This is a genomic window from Pseudomonas farsensis (genome assembly GCF_014268805.2).
In the GTDB taxonomy this organism is placed as follows: Bacteria; Pseudomonadota; Gammaproteobacteria; order Pseudomonadales; family Pseudomonadaceae; genus Aquipseudomonas; species Aquipseudomonas farsensis.
On sequence record NZ_JABWRF020000002.1, the window covers coordinates 253,460 to 266,563 of the forward strand.

Here is a 13,104-nt window from a genome sequence, read left to right on the forward strand (position 1 = left end):
TCAACGACTCACAGCAATCGCCTGGTCACTCATGATACGCGGAGTCAGGAAGACCAGCAGCTCGGATTTTTTCTCTTGTAATGCATCGCGTCGAAACAGCCGCCCAACATACGGCAGATCGCCAAGAAATGGCACCTTGTCCACCACATTGTTCTGCGACGTCGAGTAGACGCCACCAATCACAATGGTCTCGCCATCACCCACACGAACCTTGGCGTTTACCTCGTTCTTGCGGATCGGCGGCACATTGTTCAAGGCATTGACGAAATCCGGCTCATCCTTGGTAACCCGCACCGCCATCAGCACCTTGCCGTCCGGGGTGATCTGCGGCGTCACCTCAAGCGATAGCGAGGCCTCGCGAAAGGAAATGGAGGTAGCGCCGCTTTTAGTGGTTTCCTGGTAGGGCACCTCGGTGCCTTTGAGAATGCGCGCGGTTTCCTTGTCGGCGGTGACTACCTTGGGCTGGGAGATAATCTCGCCGTTACCGCTTTTTTCCATGGCACTGAGCTCAAGGTCCAGCAGCACATCGCTGCGCAACAAACCAACGCCCAGCGCGGAGCTGGCGCGGTCCACCCCCAGGTCAACGAACAGGTCGCTGCCAAGGCGCGCGTCTTGCCCATAAAGGTTGCGACCCCAACGCACACCTAACGCCCGCTCGTAATCCACCCCCGCCTCGACAATGCGCGCCTCGATCATGACCTGGCGCACAGGCACATCCAGCTCGGCGACAAGCTTGTGGATTTCGACCAGCCGGCTCGCCTGCTGCGCGACCACCAGCGTATTGGTACGCGCATCTACGCTGATGCTGCCACGCCCGGCCAGAATGCCATCGTCGGCCAGGCTGGCCAGCAGCAGCTCGGCCAGCTCCCCGGCCTTGGCGTGATGAATGGCGATCAGTTCGCGCTGCACCGGCTCCTGCTCCAGGTAGACACCCTGCCCCGCCAGCTCGGCGAGCGGCGCCACCAGCATGACGCCACCCTCCATGCGCCGCCCCAGGCCTTTGCTGCGCAGCACCATGTCCAGCGCCTGCTCCCACGCCACCTGCTCAAGGCGCAGGGTGATGCGGCCCTGTACGGTATCGCTGGCCACCAGGTTGATGCCGGCAAAATCGGCCATTATCTGCAACACCGAACGCACATCCACGTCCTGGAAGTTCAGCGACATGGGTTCAGCCTTCGATAGCCCCGCCTTCGAGCCCGTCGACAGCATCAGCAGCAGTGTCAGCATTGCGAGTTTCAACGTCATCCATGACCTCCCCTTGCGCACCCGTCACGAGTGCCAGAAACCGTGACCGCTCCTGCCAGCCGCCGGCGATATAAAGCCGCTCGCGCACTTCCATCTGCTGCGCATCGATTCGCACCACACGCCCATCATCGCGGCCAAGGCGCTGGCCTTCTTGCACCCGATGCAGCCGCCCTGCCGCCTGCACCAGGGCCTGATGACGGCCGTCGCGCGACAAGCTGCCCACCATGGCCAGTTGTTCCAGCGGCATGCGCCCCAGCCCGCCATCGGGTTCGCTGAATGACCATGGCTTGAAGGGATCGAAAGGCCTGCGCACGACCAGCGCCTGCGCGGGCTCGTCAGCGAGCGAAGCCGGGGCCGGCAGCGCCTCTGCGGCGCGGTACACCTGCAGGTGCAACTGCGCAGTAACCAGGCCTTGCGAGTTATCCACACCCGCCAGGCTGATACGGGTGACCTGCAACAGACGCAACCGCTGCAGGCTCTGCTCGACCCACGCGCGCAGCGACGGGTAGTGGCCCACCACCTGGATATCCAGCGGCAGGCGGTGATAGCCAGGGCCAGGCTGCTGCTCGGCCAGCACATCGACGCGCTCGAAAACCAGCCCATGCTCGTGCCCCGACAGGGCCAACTGGTCCAACAGGTCGCTCATGCCCTCCCCGGCATCGAGCCGCCAGCGCGCCTCTTGCAGCATCTGCCGGGCGCGCTGCAACGCCAGGCGCTCGCCGTCAAGCTCGGCCAATTCCGTCCTGCGCTCGGCAAGGCTTTGCAACGCACTCTGTTCAAGCACCTGGGCCTCACGCAGCTGCTGCCCGGTTTCGCGCAAAACCGAGGCCCAGCCAGCAGCGCCGACCGCCAACATCGACAGCGCCAGCGCCGCCACCCTGAACAGGCGCGAACGGACGACCACCCCCCGCCAATCCAGTGCCAGCAGCACTTTCACGGGGCAGGTACCTGAGCCAGCAGCAGAAACTCATCGCCCGTGGGCCGCTGGCGCAAAAACACCACTTCAAGCCCTGCGGCAACGCCTCTTGCCTCAAGCTCGCGCATCAACTGCGCGACCACCGATGGCGACGCTGCCAGCCCGCCCAGGCGCAACCTGCCGGCTTCCAGGCTCAGCTCGGTCAACTGCGCACCGCTGGGCATGCTGTGCTCCAGGCCCTCAAGCAAATCAGACAGCACAGATTGCCCGGCCCTGAGCTGGGCCAGCGCCCTGTGCTCGGCAAGCACCGTTTCGCGCTCGGTACGCAGTTCAGCGCCTGCCGCCAACTGCGCGTCCAGCGCACTCAACTGGGCCTGAGTTTCAACCAATGCTGCAAACTGCCGCGCCAGACGCGCCCGCGCCATCTGGTCGAGCAGCAGCATAGCCAGTAGCGCCACAACCAGGCTGGCAACCACACCGCATTGAAAACGCCGCACCGCCGACGCGCGCTGACGCTCGCGCCACGGCATCAGGTTGATGCGAATATTCATCGCAGCCCTCCCATGGCCAAGCCATAGGCCAATGCCATGCCTGGGGCAGCACCCAGTCCCGCTGGCAGCACGGCCAGGCGGCAGGCAATACCCAGCCGCTGTGTCAGGCGCTGGGCATCGGCGGTATCAGCGCCATCACCGGCGAGCACCACGCCTTGCAACCGCCCGCAGGCGCCCCCCAGCAAACGCGCCAGCTCATCGACCCAGCACGAGGCAGCGCCAAGCGGTAGTTGCTGACGCGTAGGCAACAGGCTTTGCGCCCAGAGATGCAGCACCAGCTTGTCCGCCTCCAGCTGCACCAGCGCCCAGCCGGCAGCGCCCTCGGGCAGCAACGCCCGGCGCAAGGCGAAGCTGTCGACCTCCATGGCTACCAGCTCCAGACCCGCCTCGCCAAACAGTGCTTCAAGGGGTTCAAGCTGGCTTTGCCGACACCCGGCTACCACCACATCCACCAAGCCGGGATCGCAGCGGGATGCGCCGACCACCTGGAAATCCAGGGCCAGATCATCGATGGGGAATGGAAACAACTGGTCTGCCTGGCCAAGCAGGTGGGTCTCGATGTCCTGCACGTGGGTGCCCTGGGGTAACTGGCACAGCTTGCAGATGACCTGCGAGGCAGGCAGCGCCAAGGCAACCTTGCGCTGGGCCGTGGCGCAGCGACGGTGGGCCTGCACCAACGCCTGCGCCAGTTGCGCACCACCGCCCGGTGCGGCCAGCGCCTGGCAGGCCCAGCCGGTGACCTGGCAACGGCCGCGATGGCGGCGGACCTGCAGCATTCTTATGGCATTGGCGGTGATTTCTACCCCCAACAGTGAACCGGCATCCCTGCCAAGCCGTCCAAGCATGTCATGTTGCTCCCTGATCGCCCGCCACCGCTGCTGCCATGGCAGCAGGCAGCGGTGGCGAGGGCCCGCCGGCTAACCCGGCAGGGCGAAAACTGCTTATAATGGCCGGCGTTTTTTCCTGTCCGCCGGCCCGCGTGCAATCCACCCCTCAACCTGGACACCCAAAAGCCTTGATACGCCTGCTGAAGTTCTTCTGGTGGTCTTTTGTCGCAGTCATCTGCGCGCTCGTACTCGGTGTGAGCGGTGCGTTTCTGTATCTTAGCCCCAACCTCCCGTCGGTCGATTCGCTCAGAAGCGTCCAGTTGCAAATCCCGCTGAGGGTGTACAGCAGCGACGGCAAGCTGATTGCCGAGTTTGGCGAAATGCGCCGCTCGCCTATCAAGTTCCAGGAAATTCCCCCACAGTTCATACAGGCGCTTCTGTCAGCCGAGGACGATAACTTCCTCAACCACTACGGCGTCGACCCCAGCAGCCTGATGCGCGCCGCGACGCAACTGGTCAAGTCCGGGCACATCCAGACCGGCGGCAGCACCATCACCATGCAGGTGGCGAAGAACTTCTTCCTCTCCAGCGAACGCAGCTTCTCGCGCAAGACCAACGAGATTTTGCTGGCCCTGCAGATCGAGCGTGAGCTGACCAAGGACGAGATCCTCGAGCTCTACGTCAACAAGATCTACCTGGGCAACCGCGCCTACGGCATTGATGCCGCTGCGCAGGTGTACTACGGCAAGTCGATTCGTGACGTCAGCCTCGCGCAAATGGCGATGATCGCCGGCCTGCCCAAGGCGCCGTCGCGCTTCAACCCACTGGCCAACCCGGTGCGCGCCAAAGAACGTCGCGACTGGATTCTCGGGCGCATGTACAAGCTCGGCAAAATCGACCAGGCCAGCTACCAGACCGCCCTCGCCGAGCCGCTGAACGCCAGCTATCACGTGCCGACCCCGGAAGTGAACGCGCCCTACGTCGCCGAAATGGCCCGTGCCGAAATGGTTGGCCGCTATGGCAGCGAGGCCTACACCGAAGGTTTCCGCGTCACCACCACGGTGCCGAGCGACATGCAACAAATCGCCAACAGCGCGGTGCTCAACGGCCTCTCCCAATACGATGAACGCCATGGCTACCGCGGCCCTGAGTCGCGCTTCCCGGGTAAAACCCGCGCCGCGTGGCTGCAAGAGCTGGCCAAGCAGCGCCCGCTGGGCGGCCTCGAGCCTGCCATCGTCACTGAAGTGACTAAAACCGGGCTGAAAGTCATGACCCGCAGCGGCCTGGAAGACACTGTCGCCTGGGACACCATGAAGTGGGCACGGCCGTTCCTGAACACCAATTCCATGGGCCGTATGCCGCAGTCGCCTGCCGACGTGGCACAGGTCGGCGACCTGGTACGCCTGCAACGCCTGGAAGACGGCAAGCTGAAGTTCAGCCAGGTACCGGGCGCGCAGAGCGCACTGGTAACCCTCGACCCCTACAACGGCGCTATCCGTGCACTGGTGGGCGGCTTCTCGTTCGAGCAGAGCAACTACAACCGCGCCATGCAGGCCAAGCGCCAGCCGGGCTCGAGCTTCAAGCCGTTCGTCTACAGCGCGGCCCTCGATAGCGGCTACACCGCCGCCAGCCTGGTCAACGACGCGCCCATCGTGTTCGTCGACGAATACCTGGACAAGGTCTGGCGCCCGAAGAACGACACCAACACCTTCCTTGGCCCGATCCGTATGCGCGAAGCGCTGTACAAGTCGCGCAACCTGGTTTCGATCCGCCTGCTGCAAGCCATGGGCGTTGACCGCACCATCGACTACATCGCCAAGTTCGGCTTCAACAAGCAGGACCTGCCGCGCAACCTGTCGCTGGCGCTCGGCACTGCGACGCTGACGCCGATGGAAATCGCCACCGGCTGGAGCACCTTTGCCAACGGCGGTTACAAGATCAGCCCCTACCTGATCCAGCAAATCGACAGCCGCAGTGGCGAGACCCTGTTCGTCGCCAACCCGCCGAGCGTGCCGCAGGGCAATCAGGACCAGGCCGGCACTGCCGCCCCCGAGCAGCCAATCAGCGTTGCGCCAATGCCAGGCGAAAGCGCCCCGGCCCAGGCTGCGCAGGTTCCAGCAGTCGCCGAGCGCATCGTCGACGGGCGGACCACCTATATCCTCACCAGCATGCTGCAGGATGTGATCAAGCGCGGCACCGGCCGCCGGGCCATGGCCTTGGGCCGCAACGACCTGGCAGGCAAGACCGGCACCACCAACGAGTCGAAGGACGCCTGGTTCTCCGGTTACAACGCGGACTACGTGACGACTGTCTGGGTGGGCTTCGACCAGCCAGAAACCCTGGGCCGGCGCGAATACGGCGGCACCGTGGCGCTGCCGATCTGGATGGACTTCATGGGCCCGGCGCTCAAGGGCAAGCCCGAGCATGCCCCGGCTGAGCCGGAAGGCATTCTCAGCCTGCGGGTCGACCCGGTCAGTGGCCGCGCGGCCACCCCGAGCACGCCGAATGCCTACTTCGAGCTGTTCAAAGCCGAGGATTCGCCGCCATCGGTGGACGAACTGGGCAACGGTTCAGCCCCTGGCAGCCCGCTGCCAGCGGACGAAGCCGCGCCGATGGATCTGTTCTAAGCCACAGGCAACACTGCCTGGTGTAGGAGCGGCCTTGTGTCGCGAAAGGGTCGCGCAGCGGCCCCGAGATTTTGGCCTCATGCAAAATCGCCGGGGCCGCTGCGCGACCCTTTCGCGACACAAGGCCGCTCCTACAGCTGGCGCAAGGCGCAGACGAAAAAAGCCCCGGCTCTCGCGAGCCGGGGCTTTTTCATGTGGCGACGGCAGGATCAGCCGTTGAACACTTCATCCACGCTTTTCAGCGGGTAGTGCTTCGGATACGGCAGGGTCGCCACGCCGGATTCGATGGCGGCCTTGGCCACGGCATCGGAAACAACAGTGATCAGACGCGCATCCAGTGGTTTCGGGATGATGTACTCACGGCCGAACTCCAGCGCCTGAACGCCGTAGGCCTCGCACACTTCCTTCGGCACCGGCAGCTTGGCCAGGTCTTTCAGGGCGATGGCAGCAGCGATCTTCATTTCTTCGTTGATGCGCTTGGCGCGGACGTCCAAGGCACCACGGAAGATGAACGGGAAGCCCAGTACGTTGTTGACCTGGTTCGGGTAGTCGGAACGACCGGTCGCCATGATCACGTCGTCGCGAGTGGCGTGAGCCAGCTCTGGAGCGATTTCCGGGTCTGGGTTCGAGCAAGCGAACACGATCGGGTTGGCAGCCATCGACTTCAGGCCTTCAGCGCTCAGCAGGTTCGGGCCGGACAGGCCAACGAACACGTCGGCGCCGTTCAGGGCGTCGGCCAGGGTGCGCTTGTCGGTCGCGTGGGCGAACTGGGCCTTGTACTGGTTCAGGTCGTCGCGGCCAGCGTGGATCACGCCGCTACGGTCGATCATGAAGATGTTCTCGACCTTGGCGCCCATGCTTACCAGCAGCTTCATGCAGGAGATGGCGGCAGCACCGGCACCCAGGCAGACGATCTTGGCTTCTTCGAGCTTCTTGCCGGCGATTTCCAGGGCGTTGATCATGCCGGCCGCGGTAACGATGGCGGTGCCGTGCTGGTCATCGTGGAAGACCGGAATGTCGCACTGCTCGATCAAGGTGCGTTCGATTTCGAAGCACTCTGGGGCCTTGATGTCTTCAAGGTTGATACCACCGAAGGTGATCGAGATGCGGCGAACGGTGTCGATGAAGGCTTGCGGGCTTTCCGATTCGACTTCGATGTCGAATACGTCAATGCCGGCGAAACGCTTGAACAGAACGCCCTTGCCTTCCATGACCGGCTTCGAGGCCAGCGGGCCCAGGTCACCCAGACCGAGGATAGCGGTGCCATCGGAGATCACCGCTACCAGGTTGCCCTTGCCGGTGTATTTGTAGGCCAGCTCCGGATCACGGCCGATCTCGCGCACAGGCTCGGCGACGCCTGGGCTATAGGCCAGGGCGAGGTCACGGGCAGTGGCAGTTGGCTTGGAGAGCTCGACGCTCAGTTTCCCTGGACGGGGCTGGGCGTGGTATTCGAGAGCGGCGGTTTTCAGGTCTGACATGATGGGCATTCCGCTATTTACTGTTCTGACGGACCGCCGAGGATACGCAAAGTGCCGGGGGGCGACAAGACTGCCCGGTCACAAGTGTCAAGGCCTGCGGCCTACGACTTTACGCTAAAACCCACGGGGCTTAGGAAAAGCCAGTGTGTACAATCCATAAGCATACTGTCTACAACTATTTAACCAGGCAGGGCCGTCAGCATGCTCGGATCGGTCAGCGGCAGCAGCCAGCGGCGCTGGCCTGGCTTGGCTTTGCGGCTGCCGCTGCGGTCCTTCACCCAGCCGCGCGCTTCAACCTGGCGCCCCTTCAGGTTATCCACAAAGCGCCCAGGAAAGTGCCGCTGCAGACGAGCGGGAATATGCAGCACCACGGTGTTGTCCAGCTCAAGCCAAGTACCGCCGCGGTTGCGCGCAACGTGGGTTATACGCCCCTTGAGCAGCGCGAACCCGCTGCGTTTGAGCGTATCGGCACGTTGCACGGGGGAGTGCTGCCACAGCCCAGACCGGGCCTGCCGAGCCACCTGCTCCGCCTGCTGCTGGCAGCCTGCCAAGGCGACATTGGGCGCTACGGCCACCCGGTAGCCAAGCCCCTCGCTGAGCAGTTGTGCTTCAAGATTGTTGCCGCCCCGGCCATATATATGCGCCAAAGTACGGCCATATTTGTCCTTGTGCTCAGTGCCCGGAACCAGCCCAACTTTGCCGTCACTGGCCTTGATCAGGGCTTGAAGACGCAGCCGGGCAGCCTCGGCATAGGGTTCGCTGGCGCGGCCCCTGCGCCCGATTTCAGGGGCATTGATGCCAATCAGTCGCACGCTGCGGCCATCGACCAGGCGCACGGTATCGCCATCTACCACTGCGCGCACCGCCACCTGCTGCGCTCGTTCAGGCAGCGGGCAGAACGCCAGGGCCGGGAAATGCCAAAGCGCGGCCACAAAAAAAGCGCCCACAAGGGGCGCCTTCTTTTGCAGCAATGCGAACCCCGAAGGCCTCGCCATGCGCATTATTACTTCTTGGCACCGAACATGCCGAAGCGGTCGGCGAACTTCTGTACGCGGCCACCGGTGTCCAGGACTTTTTGCTTACCGGTGTAGAACGGGTGGCACTGCGAGCACACGTCGATCGCCAGCGGCTTGGCCAGGGTCGAACGGGTTTCGAATTTGCTGCCGCAGCTGCAGGTGACTGCAACTACTTCGTAGTTCGGATGAATATTGGCTTTCATGGTCACTTCCTCGAGCTGCGTGCCGCCACCCAACAACCATTTGTTGAATACCGCACGTAATTAGGCGGGGAATAATACCAGAGCGCAGCCGCAGCGCAAGTTGTCGCGTGCACCGACTGTCGTCTGCTAGGCTCGCCCGATTACAGAAACGCCCTCCAGAGACCTTTCGCGTGTCCGACGTCATCCTGCGCCTTGCCCTGCCCTCGCCCTTGCGCCGCCTGTTCGACTATCAGGCGCCGGCGAGCATGGCCCGCCAGGCGCTCACGCCGGGCATGCGCATCCGCGTACCGTTCGGCCGCCGCGAGATGATCGGCGTGCTGGTAGAAGTAGCAGAAAAAAGCGAGGTGCCCGCTGACAAGCTCAAGCCTGCCAGCGCGCTGCTCGACCCGGTCTCGCCCATCCCGCCTGCGCTGTTCAAGCTGTGCCTGTGGACCGCCCAGTACTATCAGCACAGCCTTGGCGACACCCTGAGCTGGGCCCTGCCGACCCTGCTGCGCCAAGGCGATGCCGCCGAGACGCGCCAGGAGCGCTTCTGGCACAGCACCCCCGGCGCCCGCCTGGATGACCCGCGCATTGCCCGCGCCCCGCGCCAGCGCGAGGCCCTGAAAACGCTGTCGCAGCACCCCCACGGCGTGGCCCACAGCCTGCTGAGCAAGCTGGGCCTGAACAAGGACAGCCTCGACCTGCTGCTGGCCAAGGACTTGGTCAACATCGAAGTGCGCCGCCACCTCCCCGCGCCGCGCCACGAGCACTGGCTGGCGCAGCCGGAACTGCCGCTGAACGACGAACAACGCGCCGCCTTCGAGGCGGTACGCTCGGGCTTTGGCGCCTTCCACGCGTTCCTGTTGGCGGGGGTGACCGGGAGCGGCAAGACCGAGGTCTACCTGCAACTGATCCGCGAGACCCTCGAAGCCGGCAAGCAGGCGCTGATCCTGATCCCCGAGATCAACCTTGGCCCGCAGACCTTGCAGCGCTTCGAACAGCGCTTCAATGCGCGCATCGCCCTGCTGCATTCGGCCGTGGCCGACCGCGAGCGCCTGGACGCCTGGCTGGCCGCACGCGACGGCGAGGCCGACATTATTATCGGCACCCGCTCGGCGCTGTTCACGCCGATGAAGAACCCCGGCCTGATCATCATCGACGAAGAGCACGACGGCTCTTATAAACAGCAGGAAGGCCTGCGCTATCACGCCCGCGACCTGGCCGTGGTGCGCGCCCACCAGGAGAACATTCCAATCCTGCTGGGCTCGGCCACGCCGTCGCTGGAAAGCCTGCACAACGCCCACAGCGGCCGTTACGGGCTGCTGCGCATGAACCAGCGCGCCGGCGGCGCCAAGGCGCCGCGTTTTCTGCGCCTGGACGTGCGCAGCCTGCCGCTGGACAGCGGCATCAGCGGCCCGCTGCAACAGGCCATCCGCCAGACCTTGGAAGCCGGCCAGCAGGTGTTGGTGTTCCTCAACCGCCGCGGCTTCGCCCCAACCCTGCTGTGCCACGACTGCGGCTGGCTCAGCGAGTGCCCGCGCTGCGATGCACGCATGACCGTGCACCAACGCTCGGCGGTGCTGCGTTGCCATCATTGCGGCTATGACGAGCGCCTGCCACTGCAATGCCCGCAGTGCGCCCACGTTGACCTGCGCCCGGTCGGCGCCGGCACCGAGCGCGCCGAAGAGCGCTTGAAGGTGCTGTTCCCCGAATACCCGATCCTGCGTGTGGACCGCGACAGCACCTCGCGCAAGGACGCCATGCACAACCTGTTCACCACCATCCAGCGCGGCCAGCCGAGCATTCTGGTCGGCACCCAGATGCTGGCAAAGGGGCACCACTTCCCCCGGGTCACCTTGGTGGCGATTCTCGATGCCGACGGCGGGCTGTTCTCTGGCGATTTTCGCGCCGGCGAGCGCATGGCCCAACTGATCGTGCAGGTGGCGGGCCGCGCCGGCCGTGCCGAAGAGCCTGGCAAGGTCATCGTGCAGACCCACTTGGCCGACCATCCGCTGCTGGTGCAACTCACCGAGCAGGGCTATTTCGCCTTCGCCGAACAAGCCCTGAGCGAGCGCCGCGCCGCCGGCCTGCCACCCTTCGCCCACCTGGCGCTGCTGCGCGCCGATGCGCACAAGCCCGGCCAAGCCGAGGGGTTTCTCGACGAAGCCTGCGCTGCTGCCGAACGCGTAGTGAACGAACAAGGCCTGCAAGGCATCGAACTGCTCGGCCCGGTACCTGCGCCCATGGAGCGACGGGCGGGCCGTTATCGCGCACAACTATTGCTCCAGGCCAACGCCCGGGCGCCACTGCATCGACTGATCAGTGCCTGGTTGCTAGTGTTGGAGCAGCTCCCGTCAGGCCGACAGGTCCGCTGGTCACTGGACGTCGACCCGGTCGACCTGTACTGAGCTCGACGCTTGCCGCGCAATGGTTGGCAAGCTGACCCGGGCAACGGATAATGCCCAGTTTTTCCACCTGCGCATCGAAGCGCTTACCGCGCTTGCGGTCGAAAAGAGACCCCCATGAAAGACACCATTCGCCAGCTGATCCAGCAAGCCCTCACCCAACTCGTCACCGAAGGTGTGCTGCCTGAAGGCCTGACGCCGGCGATCCAGGTGGAAAACGCCCGTGACAAAACCCACGGCGACTTCGCCAGCAACATCGCCATGATGCTGGCCAAGCCTGCTGGCATGAAGCCGCGCGACCTGGCTGAAAAGCTCATCGCTGCACTGCCGGCCAGCGCCGATATCACCAAGGTCGAGATCGCCGGCCCGGGCTTCCTCAACTTCTTCCAGAACACCGACGCCCTGGCCAGCCGCCTGGATGCCGCCCTGGCCGATGGCCACCTGGGTGTGCGCAAGGCCGGCGCTGCGCAAAAGGTCGTGGTTGACCTGTCGGCGCCGAACCTGGCCAAAGAGATGCACGTCGGCCACCTGCGCTCGACCATCATCGGTGACAGCGTCGCGCGGGTGCTGGAGTTCCTCGGTGACGAGGTCATCCGCCAGAACCACGTGGGCGACTGGGGTACCCAGTTCGGCATGCTGCTGGCCTACCTTGAAGAAAACCCGATCACCAGCGACGAGCTGTCGGACTTGGAGAACTTCTACCGCGCAGCAAAAAAACGCTTCGACGAGTCTGAAGAGTTCGCCACCCGCGCGCGCGGCCTGGTGGTCAAGCTGCAGGCCGGCGATGCCGAGTGCCTGGCGCTGTGGACGCGCTTCAAGGACATCTCGCTGTCGCACTGTCAGAAAACCTACGAGCTGCTCAACGTCAAACTGAGCATGGCCGACGTGATGGGCGAAAGCGCCTACAACGCCGACCTCGCCAATGTGGTCAGCGACCTCAAGGCCAAGGGCCTGCTGGTCGAAGACCAAGGCGCGCAGTGCGTGTTCCTCGAAGAATTCAAGAACAGCGAAGGCGAGCCTCTGCCGGTGATCGTACAGAAAGCCGATGGTGGCTACCTGTATGCCACCACCGACCTCGCCGCCGTGCGCTATCGCAGCAACGTGCTCAAGGCCGACCGCGCGCTGTATTTCGTCGACCAGCGCCAGGCCCTGCACTTCAACCAGGTGTTCGAAGTGGCCCGCCGCGCAGGCTTCGTCGGCCACCCGATGCAAATGGAACACATGGGCTTTGGCACCATGAACGGCGCCGACGGCCGCCCCTTCAAAACCCGCGACGGTGGCACGGTCAAGCTGATCGACCTGCTCAACGAAGCCAAGGAGCGTGCCTACGCGCTGGTCAAGGATAAGAACCCGACCCTCGCCGAAGACGACCTGCGCCACATCGGTGAAGTAGTCGGTATCGGCGCGGTGAAATACGCCGACCTGTCCAAGCACCGCACCAGCGACTACAGCTTCAACTTCGAGCTGATGCTCAACTTCGAAGGCAATACCGCACCTTACCTGCTGTATGCCTACACCCGCGTCGCCGGCGTGTTCCGCAAGCTGGGCAAGGGCTTCGACGAGGTGGATGGCAGCATCGTGCTGCAAGCTGCCCACGAGCAGGACCTGGCCGCGCGCCTGGCGCAGTTTGGCGAAGTGCTGAACAACGTTGCCGAAAAAGGCACGCCGCACGTGCTGTGCAGCTATCTCTACGACCTGGCCGGCCTGTTCTCGAGTTTCTACGAGAACTGCCCGATCCTCACCGCCGAAAGCCCTGAGCAACAACAGAGCCGCCTGCGCCTGGCTGCCCTGACCGGCCGCACCCTCAAGCAGGGCCTGGAATTGCTGGGCCTGGAAACCTTGGAGCGCATGTAA

10 protein-coding genes are annotated in these 13,104 nt (G+C 64.2%); 3 read left to right on the forward strand and 7 right to left on the reverse strand.

From position 1 onward, the window contains the following. The 4 genes from HU719_RS10505 to pilM are packed head-to-tail and all read right to left on the reverse strand — an operon-like array spanning position 1 to position 3,557. Positions 1 to 1,227 carry a type IV pilus secretin PilQ gene (locus tag HU719_RS10505; protein ID WP_437179674.1) on the reverse strand — a complete coding sequence of 409 codons (1,227 nt, stop codon included), beginning with the start codon at positions 1,225 to 1,227 and terminating at the stop codon, positions 1 to 3. Further along, positions 1,169 to 2,182 (reverse strand): pilus assembly protein PilP, encoded by a 1,014-nt coding sequence (locus HU719_RS10510; protein WP_186537152.1) that lies wholly within the window; start codon positions 2,180 to 2,182, stop codon positions 1,169 to 1,171. The genes HU719_RS10505 and HU719_RS10510 overlap by 59 nt, the downstream gene beginning before the upstream one ends. Beyond that, on the reverse strand, positions 2,179 to 2,712 hold the full coding sequence (locus HU719_RS10515) for a PilN domain-containing protein (protein ID WP_186537153.1): 534 nt from the start codon (positions 2,710 to 2,712) through the stop codon (positions 2,179 to 2,181). The genes HU719_RS10510 and HU719_RS10515 overlap by 4 nt, the downstream gene beginning before the upstream one ends. Next, the gene (gene pilM, locus HU719_RS10520; protein ID WP_186537154.1) at positions 2,709 to 3,557 is read right to left on the reverse strand and encodes a type IV pilus biogenesis protein PilM; all 849 of its coding nucleotides are present in this window, start codon (positions 3,555 to 3,557) and stop codon (positions 2,709 to 2,711) included. Before pilM ends, HU719_RS10515 begins: the two co-directional genes overlap by 4 nt. Before the next feature lie 170 nt (positions 3,558 to 3,727). Here pilM and HU719_RS10525 point away from each other — a divergent pair, with 170 nt between their 5' ends. Continuing rightward, positions 3,728 to 6,166 (forward strand): penicillin-binding protein 1A, encoded by a 2,439-nt coding sequence (locus HU719_RS10525; protein WP_186522131.1) that lies wholly within the window; start codon positions 3,728 to 3,730, stop codon positions 6,164 to 6,166. Positions 6,167 to 6,375: 209 nt separating this feature from the next. On the opposite strand, the gene HU719_RS10530 is transcribed toward HU719_RS10525, so the two are convergent. From HU719_RS10530 to rpmE, 3 genes are all read right to left on the reverse strand, one after another. Next, the gene (locus HU719_RS10530; RefSeq protein ID WP_186518937.1) at positions 6,376 to 7,644 is read right to left on the reverse strand and encodes a malic enzyme-like NAD(P)-binding protein; all 1,269 of its coding nucleotides are present in this window, start codon (positions 7,642 to 7,644) and stop codon (positions 6,376 to 6,378) included. A gap of 179 nt (positions 7,645 to 7,823) precedes the next feature. Then, complete coding sequence (locus HU719_RS10535) at positions 7,824 to 8,645, reverse strand: thermonuclease family protein (RefSeq protein ID WP_186536738.1); 822 nt, start codon at positions 8,643 to 8,645, stop codon at positions 7,824 to 7,826. A 2-nt stretch (positions 8,646 to 8,647) separates the two neighbouring features. Then, the gene (gene rpmE, locus HU719_RS10540) at positions 8,648 to 8,863 is read right to left on the reverse strand and encodes a 50S ribosomal protein L31 (RefSeq protein ID WP_119146850.1); all 216 of its coding nucleotides are present in this window, start codon (positions 8,861 to 8,863) and stop codon (positions 8,648 to 8,650) included. A 170-nt stretch (positions 8,864 to 9,033) separates the two neighbouring features. On the opposite strand from rpmE, the gene HU719_RS10545 reads away from it, so the two are divergent. Next, entirely contained in the window at positions 9,034 to 11,253 is a 2,220-nt protein-coding gene (locus HU719_RS10545; protein WP_186536739.1) for a primosomal protein N', read from the forward strand. 114 nt (positions 11,254 to 11,367) lie between these two features. After that, positions 11,368 to 13,104 (forward strand): arginine--tRNA ligase, encoded by a 1,737-nt coding sequence (gene argS, locus HU719_RS10550; RefSeq protein ID WP_186518930.1) that lies wholly within the window; start codon positions 11,368 to 11,370, stop codon positions 13,102 to 13,104.